This is a genomic window from Microbulbifer agarilyticus S89 (assembly GCF_000220505.1).
Lineage (GTDB): Bacteria > Pseudomonadota > Gammaproteobacteria > Pseudomonadales > Cellvibrionaceae > Microbulbifer > Microbulbifer agarilyticus_B.
The window spans coordinates 51,601-77,584 of the sequence record NZ_AFPJ01000043.1 but is presented as its reverse complement, the minus strand read 5'-3'; the positions used below and the strand labels follow the sequence as shown (position 1 = coordinate 77,584).

At 58.6% G+C, this 25,984-nt stretch carries 22 protein-coding genes; 3 read left to right on the top strand and 19 right to left on the bottom strand.

Annotated features, from left to right (window positions below; all coding sequences use genetic code 11):
• Positions 1–49: 49 nt before the first annotated feature.
• Positions 50–2,500 carry a TonB-dependent receptor gene (locus tag AS89_RS0113970; protein WP_010133324.1) on the bottom strand — a complete coding sequence of 817 codons (2,451 nt, stop codon included), beginning with the start codon at positions 2,498–2,500 and terminating at the stop codon, positions 50–52.
• Between the two features lie 202 nt (positions 2,501–2,702).
• Positions 2,703–3,557: a carbon-nitrogen hydrolase family protein gene (locus AS89_RS0113965; RefSeq protein WP_010133323.1), complete on the bottom strand. Its 855-nt coding sequence runs from the start codon at positions 3,555–3,557 to the stop codon at positions 2,703–2,705.
• A gap of 268 nt (positions 3,558–3,825) precedes the next feature.
• Here AS89_RS0113965 and AS89_RS0113960 point away from each other — a divergent pair, with 268 nt between their 5' ends.
• A complete protein-coding gene (locus AS89_RS0113960; protein WP_010133321.1) occupies positions 3,826–5,100 on the top strand; it encodes an MFS transporter in 1,275 nt (424 codons plus the stop codon).
• Positions 5,101–5,148: 48 nt separating this feature from the next.
• On the opposite strand, the gene AS89_RS0113955 is transcribed toward AS89_RS0113960, so the two are convergent.
• The 4 genes from AS89_RS0113955 to AS89_RS0113940 form a co-directional block, all read right to left on the bottom strand.
• Entirely contained in the window at positions 5,149–6,948 is a 1,800-nt protein-coding gene (locus AS89_RS0113955) for an aminotransferase-like domain-containing protein (protein ID WP_010133320.1), read from the bottom strand.
• A 179-nt stretch (positions 6,949–7,127) separates the two neighbouring features.
• Positions 7,128–7,748, bottom strand: coding sequence for an HdeD family acid-resistance protein (locus tag AS89_RS0113950; RefSeq protein ID WP_010133319.1), 621 nt, complete (start codon positions 7,746–7,748; stop codon positions 7,128–7,130).
• A gap of 158 nt (positions 7,749–7,906) precedes the next feature.
• Positions 7,907–8,719: a LytR/AlgR family response regulator transcription factor gene (locus AS89_RS0113945; protein WP_010133318.1), complete on the bottom strand. Its 813-nt coding sequence runs from the start codon at positions 8,717–8,719 to the stop codon at positions 7,907–7,909.
• 26 nt (positions 8,720–8,745) lie between these two features.
• Positions 8,746–9,834, bottom strand: coding sequence for a sensor histidine kinase (locus tag AS89_RS0113940; protein ID WP_010133317.1), 1,089 nt, complete (start codon positions 9,832–9,834; stop codon positions 8,746–8,748).
• A gap of 134 nt (positions 9,835–9,968) precedes the next feature.
• On the opposite strand from AS89_RS0113940, the gene AS89_RS0113935 reads away from it, so the two are divergent.
• Positions 9,969–10,433 carry an EVE domain-containing protein gene (locus AS89_RS0113935; protein WP_010133316.1) on the top strand — a complete coding sequence of 155 codons (465 nt, stop codon included), beginning with the start codon at positions 9,969–9,971 and terminating at the stop codon, positions 10,431–10,433.
• Positions 10,434–10,461: 28 nt separating this feature from the next.
• Here AS89_RS0113935 and AS89_RS0113930 read toward each other — a convergent pair whose 3' ends face one another.
• From AS89_RS0113930 to bioD, 4 genes are all read right to left on the bottom strand, one after another.
• Positions 10,462–11,130, bottom strand: a complete 669-nt coding sequence (locus AS89_RS0113930) for a nitroreductase family protein (protein ID WP_010133315.1) — start codon at positions 11,128–11,130, stop codon at positions 10,462–10,464.
• A gap of 49 nt (positions 11,131–11,179) precedes the next feature.
• Entirely contained in the window at positions 11,180–11,407 is a 228-nt protein-coding gene (locus tag AS89_RS0113925; protein WP_010133314.1) for a DUF3094 family protein, read from the bottom strand.
• Between the two features lie 102 nt (positions 11,408–11,509).
• Complete coding sequence (locus tag AS89_RS0113920; RefSeq protein ID WP_010133312.1) at positions 11,510–13,285, bottom strand: acyl-CoA dehydrogenase C-terminal domain-containing protein; 1,776 nt, start codon at positions 13,283–13,285, stop codon at positions 11,510–11,512.
• A gap of 168 nt (positions 13,286–13,453) precedes the next feature.
• A complete protein-coding gene (gene bioD / locus AS89_RS0113915) occupies positions 13,454–14,155 on the bottom strand; it encodes a dethiobiotin synthase (RefSeq protein ID WP_010133310.1) in 702 nt (233 codons plus the stop codon).
• A gap of 362 nt (positions 14,156–14,517) precedes the next feature.
• Here bioD and AS89_RS0113910 point away from each other — a divergent pair, with 362 nt between their 5' ends.
• A complete protein-coding gene (locus AS89_RS0113910) occupies positions 14,518–15,009 on the top strand; it encodes a L,D-transpeptidase family protein (protein WP_010133309.1) in 492 nt (163 codons plus the stop codon).
• A gap of 366 nt (positions 15,010–15,375) precedes the next feature.
• Here the strand turns inward: AS89_RS0113910 and dnaB are convergent, their stop codons facing one another.
• The 9 genes from dnaB to rnr all read right to left on the bottom strand — a co-directional run bounded on the left by dnaB (position 15,376) and on the right by rnr (position 25,699).
• Entirely contained in the window at positions 15,376–16,818 is a 1,443-nt protein-coding gene (dnaB, locus tag AS89_RS0113905; RefSeq protein ID WP_010133308.1) for a replicative DNA helicase, read from the bottom strand.
• 264 nt (positions 16,819–17,082) lie between these two features.
• Complete coding sequence (gene rplI / locus AS89_RS0113900; protein ID WP_010133307.1) at positions 17,083–17,529, bottom strand: 50S ribosomal protein L9; 447 nt, start codon at positions 17,527–17,529, stop codon at positions 17,083–17,085.
• Between the two features lie 34 nt (positions 17,530–17,563).
• Positions 17,564–18,388 (bottom strand): hypothetical protein, encoded by an 825-nt coding sequence (locus AS89_RS0113895; protein ID WP_237709695.1) that lies wholly within the window; start codon positions 18,386–18,388, stop codon positions 17,564–17,566.
• 67 nt (positions 18,389–18,455) lie between these two features.
• Positions 18,456–18,686 carry a 30S ribosomal protein S18 gene (gene rpsR / locus AS89_RS0113890; RefSeq protein ID WP_010133305.1) on the bottom strand — a complete coding sequence of 77 codons (231 nt, stop codon included), beginning with the start codon at positions 18,684–18,686 and terminating at the stop codon, positions 18,456–18,458.
• Between the two features lie 12 nt (positions 18,687–18,698).
• A complete protein-coding gene (gene rpsF, locus AS89_RS0113885) occupies positions 18,699–19,148 on the bottom strand; it encodes a 30S ribosomal protein S6 (protein ID WP_010133304.1) in 450 nt (149 codons plus the stop codon).
• A gap of 535 nt (positions 19,149–19,683) precedes the next feature.
• Positions 19,684–20,997, bottom strand: coding sequence for a tetratricopeptide repeat protein (locus tag AS89_RS0113880; protein WP_010133302.1), 1,314 nt, complete (start codon positions 20,995–20,997; stop codon positions 19,684–19,686).
• Between the two features lie 48 nt (positions 20,998–21,045).
• Entirely contained in the window at positions 21,046–21,756 is a 711-nt protein-coding gene (locus AS89_RS17680) for a hypothetical protein (RefSeq protein WP_010133300.1), read from the bottom strand.
• Positions 21,757–22,000: 244 nt separating this feature from the next.
• Entirely contained in the window at positions 22,001–22,759 is a 759-nt protein-coding gene (gene rlmB, locus AS89_RS0113865) for a 23S rRNA (guanosine(2251)-2'-O)-methyltransferase RlmB (RefSeq protein ID WP_010133299.1), read from the bottom strand.
• A 3-nt stretch (positions 22,760–22,762) separates the two neighbouring features.
• Entirely contained in the window at positions 22,763–25,699 is a 2,937-nt protein-coding gene (rnr, locus tag AS89_RS17675; protein ID WP_010133298.1) for a ribonuclease R, read from the bottom strand.
• Positions 25,700–25,984: the final 285 nt, after the last annotated feature.

Sequence of the window (25,984 nt, the reverse complement as noted above, 5' to 3'; positions counted from 1 at the left end):
GCCGGCGCAGAGGCCGGCTAAGTGTCACACGGTGAGACAACGATGAGGCTTAGAAGTGATAGCGCCCGGAAACCCCCAGGGTGCGTGGCAGACTGATGTAGTCTTTTGACGCATTACCATAGAAGTTTTCGGCCGGGTCCGTGCCCATGTGTGCTTCGGTCAGGGCACCGGTTACGCCATCTTCATTGAAGAGATTCTTCGCAAACAGCGTGACATCCCAGTCGTTGGCCACCAGCGTGCTACTCGCATTCCACAGTTGGAACCCATCAAACTCGGTAAAGGTCCGACCGCTACCAATGGCGTTGGTGGTTTCCGACTGGTAGTAACCGCTCAGGCGCGATACCAGGGTCAGATCCGTCGCCACCGTGGTGGTGTGATCCAGAGAGAGTGACATGGTGTGCTCGGCAGTGCCGGGCAGCGTGGTGCCGGACTCGGCAACCATAAACTCACCTAAGTCTCCGCTGCCCTGCCAGTTACCGCTGGGCTGGTAGAAATCGCTGGTCAGCTCAGCATCGACAAATGCATAACCGAAGGTATAGCCAATGCTTTCGCTCAGGTCGCCATTCAGCTCCACTTCGAGGCCCTGGGTGCGCGCTTCATCGCCATTAACCGCGGCGAAAAAGCCCCAGTTAGTAGTGGCGGTATTGAGCTGGGGGTCGGTCCAGTCCATGCGGAACAGGGACACGGTATAGCGCATTGCATCTGTCGTGCCCTTAACACCCAGTTCGTAGTTCAAAACCTGGTCTGCGCCATATTCCAGATACGCTGGGTTCTCGGCAAAGTTCCCCATCAGCGGCACCGCATTGGCGCCACCGCGGCGATAGCCCTCGGAGACGGTTGCGTAAAGCATGGTGCTCTCGCTCATATCCCAGGACAGGTTAGCCTTGAGCAAGGTATCGTCATCCTCGGTGGTGAAACTCGCGCGAGTATCTTCTTCAGGCTCCGGCCAGATCGGCAGCTGCAGTACCGAATCATTTGTTAGCTTGTTGTCAAAGTGGCGCAGGCCCAGGGTCATACGCAGGGTGTCGGAGAAGTTAAACGTGGTCTCACCGAAAATAGCCACATCGGTAAACTTCTGGTTACGGCGGAAGTAGAAGTCCTGATCCTGAACATTGCCGCCATAGAATTCAAAATCCCCTTTAACGGAATCCGCGACTAACCATTGAGATGGTGCTTCTGCTGCCCAGGCTGCCCAACCCGGCATATAGCTGTTCTGCCCGGCCTTGCTGTCCTGATCCATATAGAAGAAACCGGCTACCCAATCGACTGCATTGTCACCATTGGAAACCAGGCGAATTTCCTGCACCAGTGCGCTGTCATCGTAGAAGCGCTCGGCCTGTGCCAGCGGACGCGGGGAACCGCCGTAGTAGTTCGCGAACCAGCCGTTCTGTGCGTAGAAGCCGGAGTTATCACTGATGGCAATGCCGTCGTGAGAGTAGCTGGAAGTACTGGAGGTGAAGGTGGCGAAGCCCATATCCAGGGAGATTTCCAGCGAAGTCAGGGAGACGTCGCGCTCGGAGGGCTCGAGGGTTACCGCACCGTTTTCATAGTCATCGTAAAACTCTTCTTCACCACTGACCCAATTGGTGCCGCGGGTAACCTGGCGGCGCCCGCCAATTTCATCGCTCTGCATCTGATGCGAGAGCTGTACGCTCAACTGGTCATTCGGTTCAATCAGCAGTGCCGCGCGGGCGTAACTAATTTCCACCGTATCTGCGTCTTCCACGCTGCGGAATACCGGCGCACCGTTGGCGATATCACCGCCGGCGGCGACAGGCGCGCCCTGTGCATCGAGTTCATACACATTGGTGTAGTCGACGATGCCGTCGTTATCGATCATGCCCACGTTTGCACGCAGTGCCACATTGTCCCCAAGCGGTACATTGATCAGCGCGTCGCTATTCATGTTAAAGCCGTCGGAACCTTCGGTCTGGCTGAAACTGCTGCCCACGGTTGCTTCAAACTCGCCGAGCTTCGGCTTGTTCATGATGTAGCGCACGGTGCCCGCCAGGGAGCCGGATCCATACAGGGTGCCCTGAGGTCCACGCAATACTTCCACGCGCTCGATGTCTTTCAGCACGAAGTTGGCGTACAGCGGGGTATCGTCCACATAGGTCGCAACGGTAGGTACCGCCGAAAGCGGAACGTCACCATTGGAACCGCTATCGACATTCACACCACGAATCATCACACCATTGACGGTACCCGAGTTGCGGTAGCCGCGATCCACAACGGTCAAGCCGGGAACGCCACGCATCATCTCTGCAGCATCGGTGATCTGGCTTGCTTCCAGCTCATCACCGGCAACCGCAGAAATATTGTAGGGAATGTCCTGCACGCTCTGCGCGCGACGGGTTGCGGTAACGATGATTTCTTCCACCGCTTCAGCATCCTGCGCCACGGAAATTTGCGGAACCGCAAATAACGTACCCGCAGATACGGCCGCGACCGCACTGGCCAGCGTGGATTTGGTAAACCTCTGCTTGATTGTATGTTTCATGGTGCCCTCTGCTAGGTTTGGAACTCTCTTTGAATTGTTTTTGCTGGCCAAACAGCGCCGGCTTTTGTTGTGGTTATTTTTTAACTCCGGACCCTGACCCCAACCTAGTGCCAGTTAGTCTATAACGACTGGTCCAGTTTTTACGCATCCTGTGAGAATGGATTCGATTCATGTGTCGCGCGCGCCCGTCTCAGTCCGGCACTCAATCCGGTACCTTTAGCTCGCCGAGGCGCTGCAGCGCAGGTGACACTGCACCCACCTCATACTGAGGATAGTGCACGCGGCCATCGCGAAAACTCTTTAATGTCTGACCAAGGCCCTTCATGCCGCGCTCGCGTACCCCGGTAACTTTGTCCAGGTCAATTTCGAAGGCGATGACTTCCTCCTCTACCGAGGCCTCATGTAGCGTCTCGCCTTCCGGGCCGACGATGATGGAACGGCCCACACCCTGGGTGCCCGCGGAGTTCACATCGACGATGTAACACTGGTTCATGGTTGCGCTGGCGCGCACAATGGAGAGCTCATCCTTGCGGTCGATGGTGTCGGTTTTGGTGGGGTGAATAATCACCTCTGCGCCCAGCCATACCATGGCGCGGGTGGTTTCCGGGAACCACATGTCATAGCAGATCGACACACCGAAACAGCCGACTTCCGGCACATCAAACACCACAAACTGGTCGCCAGCGGTCACGCCTTTTTCATAGGGGAGGAAGGGGTACATCTTGCGGTAGCGGGCAATCACTTCACCCGCCGGGTTAATTACTGGTGTGGTATTGAATACAGCGCTGCCGCACTTTTCATACATGGAACCCGGGATCAGCCAGATGCCTAATTCACGGGCGGCGCGACAGAATGCCTCTTCCTCTGCGGAGGGCAGCTCGCGGGCGTGCTGGGCACCGACGCCGCGCAGCGCCAGCTCGCTCAACACAACCATTTTTACCCACGGGTAGCGCAGCTTGGTACGCTGGATTTTCTGCAGCAGCAGCTCCAGATTATCTGTTTCTTCAAGCTTCAGTTGCAGCGCGGCTATCCCGAACGTATTGGGTTTGCTACTCATCACACCGATTCCTGGTTGTGCAGTCTTGTTCATATTGCCTGGGGCCATACTGGCGTATGTGGCACTGCCGCTATAGGGCCAGATGGCCGCATGGGATGAGTCCAAAGCCCGTTTACCCCGGAAATGCGGCTTTTGGCTCTAACGACAGGGCCAATCTGGCACTATGGATAGCGATGTAATAAGTTAGTTTTGATCCGGGGCCTGACTGCGACAGCAATGCAGGCAGATAGACATACACCCATAACAACAATGACGCACCGGAGCAGGCATGCAAGATCCAGTAAACAGCGCAGTAACTGACGCTTCCGACAGTGGCGGCGGCGTGCTGCCAGACAGCAGCGCAGCGCAACTCGGAATGGCCAGTGGCCGGTTCGCGAGCAACGGTTGGGTGGCGAGTGTATTTCTCGCATTCCTGTCCTCAGCGGGGCTCTACTACGTCAACATCTTTCCGGTCATCGTGGACGCCTTGATGGCCGGTGCGGGACTGAGTGCGGAGCAGGCGGGGCAAATTACCTTTGCCAACACCATCGGTGCGGTTATTGGAGCATTTGGGGTTTCCTGGCTGATTCGCCATATCCCGCGCTGGAAACGTGCGGCGGTGATCCTGTTGTGCTGCTCGATCGGAATGGATGTGTTGACCATCCAGCTGGCCAACTTGGATCTGTTGATTCCATTGCGCCTGGTGCATGGCATTCTCGGCGGTGCACTGGTCGGTCTGGGGTTTGCGGTCATTGCCCGCAGCGGCATTGCGGGCCGCAGCTACAGCATGGTGCTGCTGGTGCAATACACCGGTGGTGCCATTGGCATGGGATTCCTGCCGGCGCTGGTGGTGGAGCACGGCACCTACGTGCCCTTCTATGCCCTGATCACATTTAGCGTAATTACCCTGCTGATGCTGCCGCTTATCGCGGACTATCCTTTGCCGCGCGAAAGCGCAACCAAAGCCTCAGTCGAGTCGCACCCCCAATCGCCCAGGACCGCACGCGCGTATTTCCCCATCGCAATTACCTTGCTTGCGCTGTTCTGCTTTCAATTCGCCAATATGGCCCTGTTCGCGTTTATTTTTGACCTGGGGAAAACCTATGCACTGCCGCTTGGGTTTATCAGCCAGACGCTGTTCTGGGCCAACCTGATCGCCATCAGCGGTGCCCTACTTGCCGCAGTGACCGGGCAAAAATATCCGCTGGCGAAGCCGCTGGCGGCGGCATTGGTAATTACGCTGGTCGGGTTACTGCTGTTCTTGCTCAGTGATGTGCGCGCGATGTTTATTGTCGCCAACGTGGTTACGGGCATTACCTGGGCGTTCTGCGTACCTTATTTCCTGACCATTGCCTCGCGCTTTGACAGTGCGGGCCAGATGGGAGCCTTTGCAGGGTTTGCATCCAAGCTAGGGCTCGCCTGCGGGCCATTATTTGCCGGGTACTTCATCACCGCTGGTGGTGGCTACGCGCAGCTGATTATCCTGGCCACGGTCATTCTGGGCATCTGCCTGATCGCCATTCCCGCCGCAAGCCGGCTGGACCATTCAAGCCAGCCGGGCTAACCACCACTCGGCTCGTCAAAACTGGGTTAACCACCTTGGTCGACCCAGTTACTCGTTGGCAATAACCGCCGTATCAATCAGTTTTCCACACTGGCTAAACCACTTGATACGGTGGCCATCGGTGACCACGTGGAAGCTTGCCTTGCGCCCGTACGACCAACTGCGCCACTGACGCACCCACTGGTCGCCATCGAGCCACCAGCGCCCGGTATCCGTCTCATCCATTTCTACATCATTGCGCGAGTAACCCAGCATGGTGCCGTCGGGTTTCAACTCGATGCGATAGGATTCACCCAGGGTATTGGTGCCGAGAAAAATCGCCCCGGGCATTTCCCGTTGGAGGTCGCTGGCACTCAAGCGCCTGCCCGCAGTATTCGCCAGCGATTCTTCTTCTGCCTGCAGTTCGCCATTGATCAGCTGTGCGAGTACCCGCACACCACCTTCAATTTTGTCTGCATCGATAGCAGAGAAACCCAGCCGCACCGCGCGGCCATCACCGACAGCCTCCAATAACAGGCCGTTCTTCTCCGCGCTAATTTGCAGCTGTGCGCCGTCGATATGCGGTGGCAGTTCCAGCCAGCAGGCGGTACCGCAGCTTGCACGCCGGACCTTCAGTTTCGGCAGGTGATACATCAGAGCTTCGCCCAGCGCGGTCCACCGCTCTTTTAACTGCTGGGTGATTTTAAATAGGGCCGCGTCAAGATGCCCGGCGGCCACGAATTTTGCCAGTAACCGCTGGTTGAGAGCGGGTACGCGCTCGCGCAGGGTGTAGCGCAATGCACGCAAGCGCTGGATCACCGGCTTGGGCGCGACGACAAAGGCCAGCTGCATACCCGGATCGATAATTTTGGGGAACTGATAGAGGTAGATGACCGAGCTGCCGCCATCCATACCTTTCAGCGGTGGCAACGGGTTACCGTGATAGCAGAAGTCGTGGTCGCAGTCGTTCTCAATCACCACCGCGCCCTGCTCCCGCGCCTGCTTCAGCAACAAGCGGCGACGCTCCAGACTACAGGTCACCGCCGTGGGGTTGTGCACATTGGGCTGCAGGTAGATGCAGTCGGCCTGTTTCAGGTTCTGGTCGAGCAGGGGGCCATCGGCGTCCTGCACCAGGGGCAACATCTGCGCACCGGTGCGACGAAAAATTTCGCCGGTCTCACCCGCAACCGGTTGCACCAGGGCAAGTTTGCGCTGGTCCCCCAGTAACAGCTCGCCCAGCAAATGGCAGGCCTGCTCCATGCCACAGGTCAGCAAGATCTGCCCGGGCTCCACATAAATACCCCGACGCGGCAGCAAGCGCGTGCAGATTTGCTCCACCAGATGACGATCATCTTCGTTGTTGCCCAGGGTTGCCCACTGGGCCACTTCGCGCGCAGTAAAAATATCCCGCGTGCACTCACGCCACTCCGGCCCCGGATACAGGCGCGGGTCATATTCGTTGCTGACAAAGGGAAAGGGGTATTGCAGCCAGTTGGCCGGGCGGGCCTTGAGCGCGCGACGGCTTACCGAGACCGCATTACAGTGCGTGCGCCAGAAACTGCGATCAACGTCATCCCGCTGGGGCTCACCGGCGCCGTGGCTGATTACCCCCTGCTGGGAAAGGGTATCACTGACATAGAAGCCGCTGCGCTCGCGGGTTACCAGAAAGCCGTCGTCCACCAGTTGCTGATAGGCGAGCACCACGGTGTTGCGCGCCACCCCCAACTGCTCGGCCATACGGCGCGAAGAGGGCATTTTATGGCTTGCAGGAATACTCCCGGACAGAATGCCCTGGATTAGCTTTTCGCGGATTTGCTGCTGCAGGCTTTTTTCTGCTGCTGGATCGAGAATGATTAGCGCTTCGCTCATGTTCGGCTCGTTATATTTGTTCTTGCCTGATACACACCGAAAACGACTTAAGCATCACTACTACACGTCAAAAGTCACCCACAGTGTGCACGCGGGCCCCTGCAGTTTCAAGCACGGGCCGAGAGCTTGTCCCTAGCGAATGGCCCCGAGCCCCCGGGCTGTTGGGGGCTCGGGTAAGCTCATGCGGATTGCGTGCCAACCTTCTTCAGGCGGAAGGCCAACCACACCAGAATGATACCGAATGCGATGGCATAGCCACCGATAAGCCACAGCAGTGCCAGCGCGCCCGCCCCGGGCTTGATCAGCAGGAATAATCCAACAATCACCGACAGCACACCCGCCAGTATCAGCAGCCACTCGTGATCAATCTCCTTGCGCAGGCGGATGGCCCCCACAATCTCAAAGATCCCACGTACCAGCGCCCAGGCGCCGATAAAGATCACCAGTACCAGGGCGGTGACCTGCGGATACACAAAGGTGATGATACCCGCGGCGATGCCCGTAAGCCCCACAAACAGCAGCCACCACAGGGATGAGCGCTCCGCGGAGCCTCGCCCCTTAATGGCTCCGTACAGGGCCACAACGCCATCCACCAAAGTGTAGGCTCCAAAGAGAAGAACGAGGCTGAGAAGGGATATACCGGGCCAGACAAAGGTAAGCACACCGAACACAATGGCGAGCAAGCCGCGCACCAGTGCCACCCACCAGTTTTCCGCCAGTGCCCGCAGCAGCGGGCGCTGACCCATCGAGATTTGCGCACCGCTCGGGCTCTGCGGTTGCGGGCTGTTTTCTGTCGCCATGGGGCCTCCAAAGCAGGAAGTTCGCGTTAGCAGGGAGTTTTAGTCTCCCATGACACAGAAAACGAGATTATTTTTCCTTTTAGCACGACTCAGTGCGGGTCAGTGCGACTCAGTGCAGTACTGCCCCGCACGCAGTCCCGCGCATCGAGGCCAACCGGTTAGATAAAGTGCTGAACCTTGGTCTTGTAGCTGCGGCTCATCTTGAGTCGCTCGCCATTATTGAGCACCAGGTGGTACTCACCGTTGATGTGCGCACATATCTCGCGCACCCGCTTCAGGTTGACGATGGTCGAGCGGTGAATACGCTGGAACACTTTGGGGTCCAGCTGCTGTTCCAGCTCCTTCATGGTGATGCGCATAACGTGTGTTTCGCCATTGGCGTGCACGCACATGTAATCCCCGGCGGCGTCGATCCAGTCGATATCCCGCGCGGGCACCAGGGTAATTTTTCCGGAATCCTTGATCGCGATTTTTTCCGGGTAGCGGCTGCCACCCAGCTCGCCCGCCGCCAGTTTTTCTTCCAGCGCCTCCGGGGATTCGTGAGTCAGGTCTGCAACCGCCTCCAGCAATTGCTCGCGCTGGGCCACGAGATTTTCACTACCGCGTTTCTCCCGCACCCGCTGCAACGCCATCGCCAGGCGATCTTCTTCGATAGGCTTCAATACGTAGTCGACCGCATTCACCTCAAACGCTTCCACCGCGTATTGATCGTAGGCCGTGACAAATACAATTTGTGGCATATCGTCGGCCGGTAACAGCTGCACCAAATCGAGGCCACTCACCCCAGGCATCTGGATATCCAGAAACGCGACGTCCGGCTTCAGTGCCAGGATCTGTTCGCGCGCCTCGCGGCCATTGCCACACTCGGCCACCACTTCTATGCCGCCGAGGTTTTCCAGGCGCAGGCGCAAACCGCGCCGGGCCAGGGGTTCATCGTCCACAATGATGACTTTCAGAATATCGCTGCTCACCAGTACGCCCTCTCCAGATAATCCGGTTATTCCTGTTCAAACGGAATGCGCAAATGCACACTCAGGCCGCCTTGCGGGCGGTTGCAGAAGCGGGTCTTCTGCTCGTCACCATAGAGCGCACGCAAGCGCTCACAGGTATTGCGAATACCCACACCGGCACCCTGCCCCAACCCTGCGAGTTCCTTCTCGGGCACGCCCGGGCCATTGTCGCTGACCTCGATCAGCAGCTCACCGGCAAACACCCGCGCCTTGATGGTGATCTCCCCGCCCCATTCGCGCTGGGAAATACCGTACTTGATCGCGTTTTCCACAACCGGTTGCAGCAACAAGCTCGGCACCAGTGCGCGGGGTGCGTCGCCTTCCAGATCGATATTGATCTGCAGGCGGTCGGCGAAGCGCACCTTTTCAATGTCGAGGTACAACATCAGCGCCTCGACTTCCTTCGCCAACGTCACCTTTTGCATAGGGTCGTTATCCAGCGAGTGGCGCAGGAACTGCGACAGGCGGGTCACCATGCTGTTGGCAGTCTTGCCATCCTGATCCAGGATTAAGGTGGAAATCGCATTCAGGGTATTGAACAGGAAGTGCGGGTTCAGCTGATAGCGCAGCATCTTGAGCTGTGACTGATGCGCGATGGATTCCGCCTTCAGCGCCTTCTCCTGCTGCTGCAGGGATGTCTGATAGTACTTAATGCCGTAGTAGAGAGCGGTCCAGGTCATGTAGATCAGGAACGAGTAGGAGAACCAGTAGACCGACATCACCAGTGGGTGCTCGTCGCTCTCCTTGCCGTACAGCCACAGGTTGCCGCCAAACTTGATCGCCGCCCAAAGCGCCGCCGCCAGGATGATCACCGCGAGAGAGCCAATCAGGCGTGTAGCCGGTGGCTTGTCCCACAAGCGCTGGAAACCACGACGCATGCCTTCGGACAGGGCAATACCCGATGCGGTGGCCACGGCGAGGTAGCCGCTATAGAGCAGATGATTCTCCACCCAGAAGAAGCCGCCGATAAACGTCAGCAGCGTATAGCCCGCCCAGCCGCTCCACTGCAGCGCCCAGTACTGGTGACGCTCAGTGGCCAGCTTGTCGGAAAGCCAGTTAAAAACAGATGTACCCATATTTCTCCAAAAGTGCGCACGTATTGCGCCAATCTGGGAAAATAGCCTAAATGACACGAGCGCTGAACGGTATACCACCAACCGCAGCAATCTGACAGGTTGCCGCAGAAATCGCGCAGAATTGGGGATTAGTGATGAATTACTGGCTGTTTAAGTCGGAACCGGACGAATATAGCCTGGATGACCTGAAGCGAGAACCTGGTCATACAGGCCGCTGGGATGGCATCCGCAACTACCAGGCGCGCAACTTCCTGCGCGACGCGGTGCAGGAAGGCGACGGCGTGCTGTTCTACCACAGCGCCTGCAAGGTCCCGGCCATTGTCGGCACCGCCAGTGTGGCGCGTGGCGCCTATCCAGATCCGGCCCAGTTTGACCCGGAGAGTAAATACTTCGACCCCAAGGCAACCGCAGAGCAGCCGCGCTGGTACTGCGTGGATATCCGCTGGCAAAGCGCCTTCGCCCAGCCGGTGCCATTAAAAGACATCAAGCAAAACCCGGCGCTGGAGGAGATGGTACTGGTGAAGCAGGGCCGGCTTTCCATTCAGCCGGTCACTGCAAGGGAGTGGCAGCTGATCGAGCAACTGGGCGAGACAGGCTAAATTTATTGAGCCGATACTTTCGGGTGCGCTAGATAAACTCGGCGATTTCCTCGAGCGGCTTTTTGTGGATCGCCGGCACTTCGGCGCCCTCTTCCGGCAGGCCCGCCACCACGATCATATAAGGGCGCTCGTCACTGGGGCGGCCGAGGATCTGGTTGAGAAACTTCATCGGGCTCGGGGTGTGGGTCAAAGTGGCGACGCCGGCGTTGTGCAATGCCGCCAGCAGCATACCGGTAGCGATTCCTACGGACTCCGCGGTGTAGTAATTCTTCAGCTGCTCGCCCGCTTCATTCTGGGAAAATTTCTTCAGGAAGATCACGATCAGGTAGGGCGCTGTTTCCAGAAAAGGTTTATTCGCGTCGGTGCCCAATGGGGCCAGCGCATCGAGCCACTCTTCCGACGCGCGCCGTTCGTAAAACTCGCGTTCCTCCGCTTCCGCCGCAATGCGGATTTCTTTTTTTACCGCTGCTGACTCCACCACGCAGAAGTGCCAGGGCTGCATATTGGCCCCGCTGGGTGCACTGCCGGCGGTACGCACCGCGTCTGCAATCACCGCACGCGGTACCGGCGCACTGGAAAAATCGCGCACCGAGCGTCGCTGCCGCATCTGCTCATAAAATGCTTTGGCCCGCGCGGCCTTGGTCGCGTCATCAAGTTGCGCAAATTGCAGTGGGATAAATTCTTCGGCTTCCGCCATAGCCTTAAACTCCTATTTCAAACCCGGCGCCTGGTAAGCGCTCCCCGCCTCACACAACACCCTTGGTGCCCGCAATAAACAGGCTGAGCAGAGAAAGCAGGGTCAATACAATCAGGATAATGCCGAGCAACATAAGCGGGCGGAACGGCTTGCGCTCGACCCGGTTGTAGCCCCGGGCCAGATAGCGGTCGACCTTTGCCTGGTCTTCGTCGGAGAGTTTTTTCGGTGGCACCGAAAGGTCTGCATCCTGCTCTGGATTGGACTCAAATTTGGACATGGGCAACCCGGTATTTTTATTGTGTTGCCCCGAGTGTAGGAGATTCGCCGCAATGAAAAAAGCCCCGCGGATGCGGGGCTTTTTTGAACTGCGGACGGAAGATCAGAACAGCTCTTCTTCCAGGTCCATCAGGGTATCACTACCGGCCATCACACTGGCAGCCAGGGCCTGGGACTTCGGCAGCAGACGCGCGAAGTAGAAACGCGCGGTCTTGACCTGCGAGCGGTAGAAATCCTCGTCTTTGCCCAGAGCAACGCTGGCGATCTTGGCCCACATAAAGGCGTAGGCTACATAACCAAACAGATCCAGGTAATCCACAGAGGCCGCGCCCGGGGCGCTCGGATCGGTTTTGGAGGCTTCGATAACCGCTGCGGTCGCGCCTTTGAGACGCTGCAGTTCACCGGCCAGCGGCTGAATGAACTCCGCCAGGTCGGCATTGCCAGCATTGGCGTCGATAAACTGCTGCACGTCGGCGGCAAACAGCTCAAACAGGGCGCCACCGTTGGCCACGGTCTTGCGGCCGATCAGGTCCAGCGCCTGGATGCCGTTAGTACCCTCGTAGATCTGGGTAATACGTACATCGCGCACCAGCTGCTCCTGGCCCCACTCGCGAACATAGCCGTGGCCGCCAAATACCTGCTGGCCGATTACGGTGCAGTCGAGGCCGCGGTCGGTAAAGAAGGCCTTGGCCACCGGGGTCAGCAGCGCCACCATCGCTTCCGCCTGCTGCTTTTCCTCACCTTCGCCGTATTTGGCCAGGTCCAGCCACTTGGCGACATAGGTAGACAGCGCGCGGGCGCCGCCAATGTAGGCTTTCTGAGTGAGCAGCATGCGGCGTACGTCCGGGTGGACGATGATCGGATCAGCGGTCTTCTCCGGCTGCTTGGCACCGGAAGGAGAGCGGCTCTGCACGCGGTCGCGGGCGTATTCGATCGCATTTTGATAGGAGCGCTCGGAAGCACCCAGGCCCTGGATACCCACACCCAGGCGCTCATAGTTCATCATGGTGAACATGGCCGCGAGGCCCTTGTTCAGCTCGCCTACCAGCCAGCCCTTGGCACCGTCGAAGTTCATCGCACAGGTGGAGGAGGCCTTGATGCCCATCTTGTGTTCGATGGAGCCACAGTTGACCGCATTGCGCTCGCCCAGGCTGCCGTCTTCGTTCACCAGAATTTTTGGCACCAGGAACAGGGAGATCCCCTTGGGTCCTTTCGGCGCATCTGGGAGCTTGGCCAGCACCAGGTGAATCACGTTCTCAGACAGATCCTGGTCGCCGCCGGTAATGAAGATCTTGCTGCCGGTAATTGAGTAGCTGCCATCCGCCTGCGGCTCCGCCTTGGTGCGGATAATGCCGAGGTCGGTACCGGCGTGCGGCTCGGTGAGGTCCATGGCACCGGACCAAGTACCTGCGTACATGTTGGGCAGGTACTTTTCTTTCAGCTCCTGGCTGCCGTGGGCATCGATCGCCAGGCACGCGCCGTTGGTCAGCACCGGATACAGGGCGAAGGAGATATTCGCCGAGTTCAGCATCTCTTCGACCTGGGCACCCAGCATCTTGGGCATGCCCATGCCACCAAATTCGGGGTTACCCACCAGCGCACCCCAGCCGCCTTCACAGAAGGTGGCATAGGCTTCGGGGAAGCCTTTTGGCGTGGTTACCACACCATCGTTCCAGGAGCAGCCTTCTTCGTCGCCGCTGCGGTTAATCGGGTCTAGGGTGTTCGCGGCCAGCTTGCCCATCTCTTCCAGAATGGCATCGGCGGTCTCGCGGTCCGCGGTTTCCGCCAGCGCGGGCAGGCGCGCCCACAGTTTGTCTGCCTCGAACACTTCGTGCAGCAGGAAGTTCATCTCGCGCAGTGGCGCCTTGTAATCGGCCATGGTGTCGCCTCTTAGAATCGATTTTTCAGTGTGTCTGGGGTGGCTCTGCGATGCGCAGGCCGGAGTCACTCAATCGTTTGTTTCAAACGCATGTTTGAAATCTAGGCTGAAGGGCCCCCCAAGTCAAGCCGGACCCACGGTCCGGCCGGGGGAATCAACCCAGTTTGCTCAGTTGGAAGAAGATAGCAGCGGGGAGAGGTCGAGGTGGGCGGCGCCATTGCGGTAGTCGCCCGATTCGTCGTGCGGCAGGGTGCCGAGGCATGGCGCGGGCAGAATTGCCCGCAGGGTCATCAGATTTTCCTCCGCGCGCGGCATATCTTCCTGCGGACCGCGCACAAAGTTTGCCACCCAGCCCGCCAGCGGCAGACCGTCGCGGCGAATGGCTTCAGCGGTCAGCAGCGCATGGTTGATACACCCCAGTTCAATGCTCACCACCAGAATAACCGGCAATTCCAATGCGCGCGGCAGATCCGACAGGAACTGACGTGGAGCCAGCGGCACCCGCCAGCCACCGGCACCTTCGATCAGCACCAGATCAGCGCCGCTGCTCATGACACCGCGACAGATACCCTCCAGCCGAGAAACATCCAGTCGGCGCCCCGCTTCCATCGCCGCAATATGTGGGGCGATGGCCGGCTCCAGTGCCACCGGGTTGACCTGCTCGTAGGGCATATCCTGGTTCATCGCCTCCATCAGGGTCAGCGCATCGCTGTTGCGCAGGCCCTCGGCGGTCTGCTCACAGCCGGATGCCACGGGTTTCACCGCCGCGGTTTTCAGCCCCTGCTGCCCCGCCGCGTGCAGCAGTGCCGCGGTAGCGTAGGTTTTGCCGACCTCAGTATTCGTTCCGGTCACAAACAAAGTTTCGGTCACAAATTCTTCCTCATTCTTTGGTTTTTGTTTGACGGCTCTTTAAACATGATCTACTTGCTGATAAATTAACCAGTTAGAGCGGTATTCATACAACCCATTACGCCATTTAGGGCCCGGGTTAGGATAATTGCCTAAAAAAATCCCCGGACCTGGTTTGGGGTGGCAGCCAAGGACAGCGCTGTCATAACGCTATTGCGTCATTAAGTCGCACCGCGCAACCACGTTTCTCCGCACGGCAGCTCGGTTCTGCCCATACGCCGAGACACCCCGCAATTGCCAGGGATGTGGAAGTGCGAAAGCACGGAAGCTGATTGTTCAGCCCCGGAATGACACCGAAAATGCCATTACTACCGACGAGAGCCATGCGATACCTGAAACTAAGCCTGATTGCCCTGTTAATCATCCCCACCCTGGCTATGGCCAAAATCAAAGCCGTAGATGAGGTGGTTGTCTACAAGTCCAAACACCTGATGCAACTGAAGCGCGCCGGCAAGGTGGTGAAGAGCTACAAGGTGGTGTTCGGCAAAAACCCGATTGGACATAAGCAGTACGAGGGTGATTCGCGCACGCCGGAAGGCCGCTACACCCTGAACTGGAAAAAGAAAAACAGCACCTACTATCGCGCCATCCAGGTTTCCTACCCGAATGCGGCGGACCGCGCGCGGGCGAAAAAAATGGGCCGCAGCCCCGGTGGCGCCATCATGATCCACGGCCAGAAACCGCACTGGAAAGGTATTGAACAGTACCTGACCCGCATGAACTGGACCGACGGCTGTATTGCGGTAACCAACCCGGAGATGGACGAGATCTGGGCGATGGTGGATACCGGTACGCCGATTGAGATTTTTCCGTAAGGCCCGCCGCTCCAATTTCGAAGCGTAAAAATCAGAATTGAAGGCCGGGGGCTGGGGCAAGTTTTTCGAACCGTCGTCGCCATGGATGGCGGCGCCGGAGCGTACATGGATGTACTCGCAGCGATTCGAAAAACTTGCCCCAGCGATCGGCCGCCACCACGTTGCAGACGGTGCTCCGCACCACCACCGTGGCGGCGAACCACTGGGGGCGGATTTTCAGGACCGAGCTAGGCGCCCCCCTGTGAACCCATCCCTGGGCGCTTCGGCGCAAACATCCTGTTTGCGACGATCCTGAAAACCCGCCCCCAGCACTTCGCCTTCAATTTGTGCTTCTGTGCCAAGAACCAATAAAGATCGCGAAAACCTTTAGTGCTCTTCCTGGTAGTACTCAGGCGCCAAATCATCAAAGCGGGTGAACTTACCCACAAACGCCGCACGGCAGGTGCCGATTTCACCGTTACGCTGCTTACCGATAATCAACTCAGCCAAACCCTTATCCGGGCTGTCCTCGTTGTAATACTCATCGCGGTAGATAAACAGGATCACGTCCGCATCCTGCTCGATCGCACCAGATTCCCGCAGGTCCGAGTTCATCGGGCGCTTGTTCGGGCGCTGTTCCACCCCCCGGTTCAACTGCGACAGCGCAATCACCGGGCATTCGTATTCTTTGGCCAGCGCCTTCAAGGAGCGGGAGATTTCCGAGATCTCCTGGGTACGCCCCTCGGTGCTGCCCTTTACCTGCATCAGCTGCAGGTAATCCACCATCACCATCGCCGGCATGGCGCGCTGCTCTGCATCCTCACGGCTCAGCCTGGGGTCGGCCTGCATTAGCTTGTTGGTGTGATCGCGCACCGTGCGCTTCACCCTTGCACGCACCTCCGACGGCGACAGGCCAGGGGTATCGTCGATATACAGCCCCTTACCCTTCATCTTTTGTACAGCACTGGAGAGTTTGGGCCAATCCTCTTCCTGCAACTTGCCGTTACGGATACGTCCCTGATCGATCTTGCCGATGGAAGACAGCATCCGCATAACCAGGCTGTCCGACGGCATCTCCATACTGAAGACCAGCGTCGGCTTTTCCTGGCTGAGCATGGCGGCTTCAACAAAGTTCAGCGCCAGCGCGGTCTTACCCATGGAAGGACGGGCGGCGAGGATGATGAGTTCACCGGGCTGCCAGCCGGAGGTGCGCTCGTCGAGTTCGGTGAGGCCGGTGCTGAGGCCGGTGAGGTCGCCCTCGGATTTGAACAGCTCGTCGATACGCTCGACGGTTTTCTTGAGCAGCGAGTCGACACCGACAAAGCCGCCCTCTTTGGCGCGGCCCTCGGCAATCTCTGCCACGCGGCGCTCGGCCATTTGCAGCAGGTCGATGGAGCCGAGGCCACCGGGATTAAAACTGGTACGGCTGATTTCGCCGGCGGCGGCAATCAGCTGGCGCAACATGGAGCGCTCGCGCACGATTTTCGCGTAGGCGACGATGTTGGCGGCAGAGGGGGTGTTTTCCGCGAGTTCGGCGAGGTATGCCGGGCCGCCAATGTCGGCGAGCAGGTCGCGACTTGCGAGGCCCTCGGCGAGGGTAACGATATCCAGCGGCTGCTCGCCACCGGATAGTTCCAGCATCACGCCGAATATAATCCGGTGATTGGCGACAAAAAAATCTTCCGCACTCAGCTGTTCGGCCACGGCATCCAGACGACTGGCGTCGAGCATCAGGCCACCCAGTACGGACTGTTCGGCCTCGACCGAGTGCGGCAGCGGGGAGCTGGCGGTGGCTTCCTGGGCCTCTTCTTGCGGAGCGTATTCGTTCATGTTCGCTGCTGTTCGCTGCTCTGTGTTACTACCGGTCGTTGCGGTCATGGGTTCCAGGGATGTCCCGCAGCGGGCTTACAGGCCAGATGCGCCGGGGGCTGAATCCATTTGCCGGACTCACAAACAAGTCAGGCGCTGCACCCTCCATCGCCGGCAGAAGACCGGCTGGGAGAATCCAGCGCCTGATTGTAGCGCGGCTGGGCGGAGAACGGGCAATTCCATTCTCCACAGGCCACGCTGTGGCGATTCGGTAACTGCAGAAGCTTATTCGGCTTCTACAACAACCTTCACGCTGCTGATTACGTCGGCGTGCAGCTGTACGTCTACGTCGTACTCGCCCAGTTCACGCAGAGCGCCTTCCGGCAGCTTCACTTCAGCCTTGCTTACTTCAACACCGGCAGCGGTGATCGCTTCTGCGATATCGCGAGTGCCGATGGAGCCGAACAGCTTGCCTTCGTCGCCAGCGTTGGCAGCGATGGTAACAACCAGTTCTACCAGCTTGGCAGCGCGGCTTTCAGCTTCGCTTACTTTTGCAGCGGCTGCTGCTTCCAGTTCAGCGCGCTTGGCTTCGAACTCAGCAACGTTTGCTGCGTTGGCCAGTACCGCTTTACCGGTAGGCAGCAGGAAGTTGCGGCCGTAACCGGCTTTTACTTCAACGCGGTCGCCCACGTTGCCCAGTTTGCCTACTTTGTCGAGCAGAATAACTTCCATCTCGGAACCCTCAGTTTCAGTTCTTGTGCGCCGCTCAGCGTTTGTCGCTTGCGCGTGCGCGAATATCAATCCAGCTATCGATCAGTGCCAGTCCGCACAGGAAACCAGCCAGCGGCAATGCCGCGATAATCAGCATCACATACAGGGCAACCAGCGGACCGCGTCCCCAGCCCCGTTGGGCTACCAACCAGTGGATCAGGCATATGCCTGCCACCATGATCGGGAAAGCGGCAACCGCACCCCAGAACACAAAGTGTTCACTGACTAGGCAGTAAATCCACAACAGCATGCCAGCGGCAGCAAGCGGCAACGGCATACGCAGGTTGTGCATCTCCTGCTGCAAACCACCGGGGTTGTACAACAGGGCCTGCCACCAGCGCCCCAGCAACAAGGCCAACATGGCGCTGATTACCGAGACCCAAGCCAGGTATCCGGTAGCCTGCGCTTCGCTGGTAAATGCCTTACCCAGCTGCTGCGCTTCCGGTGTGCTGGCGCCGCCCGCGGCCTCATTGACCGCCTCGAGCAGGTTGCCCAGTACACCGCCAGCCACCTGCGAGGTCAGCAGGATGCCTGCGGCGGTCACGGCGGTCAGTGTTACCAGCGTCCAGCTCCAGGTGCGCGTTTCGCGCAGAACCAAAGCACTCGCCAACACCGCCACAAAGTGCGTGATCGCCATACCAGCCATCAGCGGGGACATATAGCCCGCGCCAGCTGCGGCAACAATCGGCAGTAGCCCCCAGACCAGTACAAACAGGCCGTCGCCACTGCCGCGGCGTAACCCCACCAGCGCAAGCACCGCGGGGCTGATCAGCGGGATTCCCACCATGGTGAGGATCACCGCGCGCACGCGCGATCGCATGGCAAATTCAGCGATAGCGCGCACTAGATAGCTTCTCTATAACAATCCATACGAAGCAAAGCGATGCTTAGGCTTCGTGGCTGTCCGTGTACGGCAGCAGCGCAATGTAACGCGCGCGCTTGACCGCAGTGGCCAGCTGACGCTGATACTTGGCTTTGGTGCCAGTGATACGGCTCGGTACGATTTTGCCAGTTTCAGAAACGTAGGCTTTCAGGGTATCGAGATCTTTGTAATCGATACGCTTTACGCCTTCAGCGGTGAAACGGCAGAACTTACGACGACGGAAAAAACGTGCCATCTGACTATCCCCTTACTCTTCGTCTTCAGTGGTGTCGGAAGACTTAGCTTCCTGGGCGCCTTCGGAAGAAGATTCTTCACGTTCGGCGCGCTCGCGACGCTCAGAGCGTTCTGCGCGCGCAGCTTTGCGCTCGCGGGACTCTTTTTCAGCCTTCATGATCGGGCTTTCTTCGGTGATCGCTTCGTCTTCACGGATCACCAGGTTGCGCAGCACGGCGTCGTTGTACTTGAAGTTGGTGGTCAGTTCGCCCAACGCTTCTTCAGTACACTCAACATTCATCAGAATGTAGTGAGCCTTGTGGATCTTGTTGATCGGGTAAGCCAGACGGCGGCGGCCCCAGTCTTCCAGACGGTGAACATTGCCACCGGTCTCTTTGATGGTCGCAGTGTAACGCTCGACCATGCCGGGTACCTGCTCGCTCTGGTCCGGGTGAACCAGGAATACAATTTCGTAATGACGCATTTTAGCTCCTTACGGGTTAACACAGCCTCCCGGCTTGCCGCCGCCCTGAATACCTATTCAGTGACAGCAACCGCCCAGTGAGGCAAGGAGTACGCAACAGCACCGGGATGGGGCTATTGCGGGCGGCGTATTCTATGCCTCTGCCGGAGTGGTTGCAAGTTGAACAACGGGTTGGCCGCCGCAAACAGAGACAACGCAGTCTGTGAGCACCCACTTACGCCCTAATGCCTATCTCGCTTTCGCTGCGTCAACAGGCTCAAGGACTCAGAGTGCCGCCTACATACCGCAACCCGTCCGGCCAGTCACGCCGATAGCGGCAACCGATCCTGAGCGAGATCAAGAGCCCAAGGCCGATTTCAGAAATAATTAAACAAGAGATTGAGGGGGTTGGCGCGCCAGACGTCATACAGGCATAGGTCGCGAAAATAATTCTAAACAATAACAATAATTTGCATGGACCGAAGAATAACAAGCGGGACAACACCGTAGGGGGGCACTTGTGCCCCTTCATTTTTTTGCCCTCCCAGCGCGCGCATCAGAATACGTAACTGACCCCGAAGCTCAATTCAGTCTTGTCGTAATCGTAGATTGTGCGGTTCTCCCGATTGTCGATGCGCAGGAGCTTGCCATCGAGACTCAAGCGCGGCGTCAGCCGATATCGGGTCGACACCCAGGATTTCACCCTATCCGACTCGCGTTCGTATTCGAGCAACTCACCGTTGCTATCACTGACCCGATTGGTTCCGTCGTACACGCTATAGCGATACTCCAGGCCACCGCGCAACTCCCAGCGGCTGAGAAAGCGCCAGCGCACATCGCTGCCGAACGCATGGCGGGCCGGTGAGTAGCTGTAGTAATCCCCCGCCGCCTGCTGCAAATCCTCGCGATCATTGGTGTCATACAGGTAATAGATGCCGAGGTCCGCGCCGAACGCAGTGCGGCGCGCGCGGGCTGAGAAGCGCTGCCGCCAGCCATCGAGATAGGCGTAACTCTCACCACCCGAGTAATAGGCGGGTATATAAGACAGCTGCAGCCGCACGGCGCCGAACTCCCGCGCTGCCCGCGCGGTCAACTGCAACTGGCGGCTGACCTGTTCGCCACCGAGGGAAACCTGCTCGACACCTCCCCCGGTCTCCAGCTGCCAACCACGCCAGCGACGGTCACGAATCAATGCAGCGCTGAGGCTTCCCAGGTTCAAGCTGTCCAGCTCGGAGTAGCGCCGGGTAAAACCGTAGCCCTGCAAGCGCCAGCCATCGATGTCACTACCAGCAAGGCGGTACTGCCCCCAGGCAAACAGTTCGAGAAAGTTGTCATCCCCGACCGCATCTTCACCCAGCAACTCGGCCTTCACCGCGTACGGGTTGTTGTCGAAGCCGCCATTGACGCTGGCCATGGCAAGCCAGGGACGCGGCGCCGCTGCACGCTCCACGCTAGTTCCCAACTGTAGCGCAGCAAGACGTTGCAGCTTGGGCGAACCCGCGCGCTCACTCACCCGGCGAAAATAGCGCGCAGCAAGCGCTGGATCACCCTGCCTGCTCGCCACCAGGCCAAGGTTATATTCCGCCAGGTCACGCCACTTCGGCTCTGGCACCAGCAACCAAAAGTAGTCGGACGCCTCGGCGTAGCGACCCAGCTTGTAGAGGGTGACACCGAGATTGAACTTCAGCCGCGCACTTTTATCGCCGGCCTGCTCCTTTTGCCGGAACAGCGCCAGCGCCCGGGGATAGTCACCACTTTTAAACGCGCTGGTAGCGCTGGATAACTCCGCCGCGGCCAGCCGCGCGGGACCAAACACCGACACCAGTACCAGCATGGTGAGCAGCACAAACAACTGGATAAACTCGCGCATTCCTTGCCTCGTGACGCAGCAGGGTTTTTGATGGAAGGATCCGCGGGCTCAGCTACCTGTAGCGTCGCTCGCATCAACCGGTTCGGCTGCCACCTCCCCACGCAGGGATTCCAGCAGTGCATCCACCTCACTCATGTCTACACCCGCACCGGCGGGCAGACTGCCGAGAATGTCCTGCACCATCTGCTCGATCATGCCCTGCATCTCGTCGCTGGTGAGGCCGTTTTTCAATGCCTCCTCGACTGCCTCACGGGCAGACTCCACCGCCTGCTGTGCCTGCTCATTCGCGGCAAGTGCCGCATTGTGTGCGCTTGCCATCACCTCACCGCGTCGCTCAGCCATGTCGGCCAGCATGGCTTCCCTGCGTGCGGCGACGTCACTGGAGACCTCGTTAGAAGCGGGGACCTCGCCCTGATTAGAGGGCGACGCCTCGCGCGCTGCCTTGATCGCCGCAAGCGCCGCAGCGAGGCGCTGTTCCGCTAGCGCTCGCACCTCCTCCGGGAGCTCAATGCTATCGAGCAGGTCTTCAGCGCTTTGCGCATCTTCGATCACCTGCAGGGTGACATCCGGGTCGACCATATCAGCCTGTGCATCGAGCACCGGAGCGTCATCGGGTACGGCCACATCCTGCTGGGCAACAGTAACACTGGAAAACAACAGTGCAGTAAACGCCAAGCCAACCAAACCGGCAGAAACGACTGGAAGTGCAAATAGAGAAGGGATGCATTGAAAAAAATGCTGTGCTTGTTTTGCTGACATAATCCTTTACCTCGCGTCATCAAAAGCAATCAATGGAGCGGAATGACAAGGAAATTAAAGCAGGCTATTTGCACATGGATTGGGGAAACTGCGCAAAGCAGGTCTCAAAAAACAGGCTTGATGCTCACAGAGGTGACAGGCTGCTGCCATTCGACGCAAGAACAGGCATGCAGGTGACAAGGGAAAGGAAGTTGCAGAGAGACCGGGCACCAGCCTCTCCGCCATGCAACAATCAGAGTGATGGTTAACCCGGCCGACGTTGCCGCACGGCCTCGAACAAACACACGCCGGTGGCCACGGAAACATTCAGGCTGCTGACTTCACCCGCCATCGGAATTTTAATCAGGTGATCGCAGTTCTCCCGCGTCAGGCGGCGCAGCCCCGGCCCTTCAGCCCCCATCACCAATGCCAGCGGCCCGGTCAACGAGGACTGGTACACATCCTGCTCCGCCTCACCCGCAGCGCCATAAATCCATACGCCGGCCTGCTGCAGCATTTGTAGCGTCCGTGCCAGATTAGTAACCGTAACAAACGGCAACACTTCCGCCGCACCGCAAGCCACCTTGCGCGCCGTTGGCGTGAGCCCTGCGGCTTTATCCTTGGGTGCGATGACTGCGTGCACACCGGCCGCATCCGCGGAGCGCAGGCAAGCACCCAGGTTGTGCGGATCGGTAACTCCATCGAGGATCAACAGGAAGGGCGCTTCGCCATTAGCGTCGAGATCCTTCAGCAGAGATTTCAGGAACTGCTCATCATAGATCTTGGTATCGCCCACACAGATGGCCACCGCGCCCTGGTGATTGCCCTCATCGGCAACCTTTTCATCCAGTGCACGGCGATCCACATAGCGAATCACGATTTCATTCTGCTCCGCCTGCCGAATAATTTTCTGCAGTTTTTGGTCGCGGCGGCCGCGCAAAAGCAGCAATTCCTGCACCTGCTGGGGCGAACTTTTTAACAGGGCCTGCACCGCGTGCAGGCCATATACCAGTTGCTTTGCCACGACTTACTTCTTCCCGCCTGATTTTTTCGCCAGCTTTTTCTTCAGCTTCTTTTTCGCCGCTTTCTTGGCCGCACGCTGTGCTGATTCGGCTTTTTCTGCCTTCTGCGCCGCTTTGCGTGCCGCTACCGCCGGGCGTTTACCGCCTTTGCGCGGCGGTGTTTTCTTCGGGCGACGTTTCTTCGGTGCAGCCTCTTCGCCAGCGCCAGAATCCTCAACAATTTCTGTTGAGGGCGGCACCACCTCGGCGTCATCGCTACCCACCTTGCGTTTGCGAATCGGGCGCGGCTCATCCTCAGCCGTATCGGTGCGCTTGGATTTCAAGCCACCGCCCCAGGGGCTCGCCTTTTCCGCCTCCTTGCTAAAGTCGTGTTTACCACGACGTTTACGCTCAGCCTGAAACTCCACCGCCATTTCCATCGCGCGACCACTGACTTGCGTGGACTCTTCACCAGAGCGGGATTTCTTCGCCACTTTTTTCGCCTTGCTTTCCACATCGGGCGCCGGTGTTGGCTCACCGGTAACACTGTACTTCACGGACTGTTTATCAACCTTGCTGTCATTTTGCTTGCGGGACTTCTTGTCGGACGCTTTGTCCGCCTTCTTATCAGCCTTTTTATCGGCTTTAGGCTTGCGATACTTGGGCGTCTGATAGCTGGGGCGCGGGTGCAATTCGACAAAAGTGAAATCGACCTTGCGCTCCTCCAGGTCCACACGCGCCACCTGAACCGTGACGCCATCTCCCAGGTGGAAGCGGGTGCCGCTGCGCTCACCAACGAGGCGCTGCTGCGCCTGCTCAAAGTGGTAGTAATCCTTTGGCAAGGCGGTGACATGGATCAGACCTTCCACATACAGGTCTTCCAGCTCGACAAACAAACCAAAGCCGGTCACTGCGCTGATAACACCGCGATATACCTCACCCACATGATCCTGCAAATATTCACACTTCAGCCAGCTGACCACATCGCGGGTTGCGTCGTCGGCGCGGCGTTCGGTCATCGAGCAGTGCTCACCCAACTCCACCATGGCCACGGCGGTGTACGGCAAAATCTGGGCGCGTTCCATTACCTGGGCGCCCGGTGCCTGGCGCACCTTCTTGGCCACTGCCGCCGGATTGGCGCTGCCATTGCGAATCAGCCAGCGCAGCCCGCGGTGCAGCAGCAAATCCGGGTAGCGACGAATCGGTGAGGTGAAGTGCGCATAGGCACGATAATCGAGCCCGAAGTGGCCGCGATTCTCCGGCTGATAGACCGCCTGGTTCATCGAGCGCAGCAACATGGTCTGGATAATGTGGAAATCCGGGCGACCATCCGCCTGGGATAACAATTCCTGGTAGTGACTGGGCTGGGGCTCGCTGCCGCCTTCGAGGCGCAAGCCCAGCTCACCCAGATACTCGCGCAGATTCTCCAGCCGTTCCTGCTTGGGGATGTCGTGCACGCGATACAGCGCGGGCAATTCCGCCAGCTCCATCAGCTCTGCCGCACACACGTTGGCGGCGAGCATGCACTCTTCGATCATCTTGTGCGCGTCGTTGCGCTGCACCGGCACAATGCGCTCAATCTTGCGCGCAGAATCGAAAAGAATGCGCGTTTCTGTGGTTTCGAAGTCGATGGCTCCACGGCGATCGCGCGCACCGCGCAACGCACCATACAGGTCGTGCAGGTTGTCGATATGCGGCGTCAGTGCGGCAAACTGTTTGCGGATCCCGCTGTCGCGGTTATCTCGCTCCGCAACCATCTCCCCAACCTGGGTATAAGTGAAGCGCGCATGGCTGCGCATCAGGCCTTCGAAGAACTGGAAATTAAGAATATTGCCGGACGCATCGATGTGCATTTCGCACACCATGCACAGGCGGTCTACGTGTGGATTCAACGAGCACAGACCGTTGGAGAGCTTCTCCGGCAGCATCGGCACCACAAAATCGGGGAAATACACCGAGTTTCCGCGCTGATGGGCTTCCTGATCCAGCGCCGTGTTGATCTGCACATAATGGGAAACGTCGGCGATCGCGACCAGCAACTTCCAGTTGCCATCCGGCAGCACTTCACAGTAGACGGCATCGTCAAAATCCCGCGCATCCTCACCGTCGATGGTCACCAGCGGTAGCTGGCGCAGATCAATGCGCGCTGCCTTATCCTCTTCCAGCACCTCATCGGCGATGGTGTCGGTTTGCGTCAGCACCGCGGCGGGCCAGCTGTGGGGGATACCATAGTTGCGGATGGCAACGTCGATCTCCATCCCCGGCGCCAGATGGTCACCAAGGATTTCCGCGACCTCACCCTGCGGCAAATTGTTGCGCCCCGGCTGGGTAGTGATATTGACCACCACATACTGGCCGCTCTGCGCATCCGCACACTTGCCTTCCGCCACCAGTACGTCGAGGGTCATGCGCGGGTTATCCGGGCGCACAAAACAAACACCGTCTTCACGGTACAGGCGCCCGGCCAGCTGATGGGTATTGTGTTTGATTACCCGCACGACCGCGCCTTCGCGCTTACCGCGAAAACCACCGGGGGTTTCCCGTGCCAGTACTTCGTCGCCGTCGAATACCTTGCGCATCTGGCGGTGAGACAAGAACAGGTCGTCGCTGCCGTCACCCGCAGACACAAAGCCGAAACCATCGCGGTGACCGATTACGCGGCCACGCACCAGGCTCATTTTATCCAGCACGCCGAAGTCGCCGGCGCGGTTGCTGGCGATCTGCCCGTCGCGGCTCATGGCAATCAAACGACGGCGCACACCCTCGCGACGATCTTCATCGTCGATCGAGAGAATATCCGCGACCGCTTCCCAGGCAACCGGGCCCGGTTGCTGCTCCAGCACATCGAGCAGAAACTCGCGGCTGGGAACGGGTTTTTCGTATTTCTCTGCCTCGCGCTCGGCATGAGGATCATCCGAGATGGCAGAGGGATTGGTTTTATCTTGATTCAAATCTGCTTCCATTGTTCTGCGTTAAACCGCGCGCTCTGCGCGTCCCCGGAATCGTCCGGCGCAGGGAGGTAAGTGGGTGCAACTGCCAGGCCTTGGCGTTCATGGTCGAAGCCGCCGGGAAGTCATTCCCAGGTATGCGGTTCACAGGCGAGAATCCAAGGTGAGCATTTGGAGTGGCGAATGCCGGGAGCGGCACAGGGCCACTAAAATCGTTGCACATTGCCGCGATTATAAGCGATTTGCGAACCAATTCCCCCGTTGATTTGGAATATCCGTCCAGATCTATGTCCAGAAAGA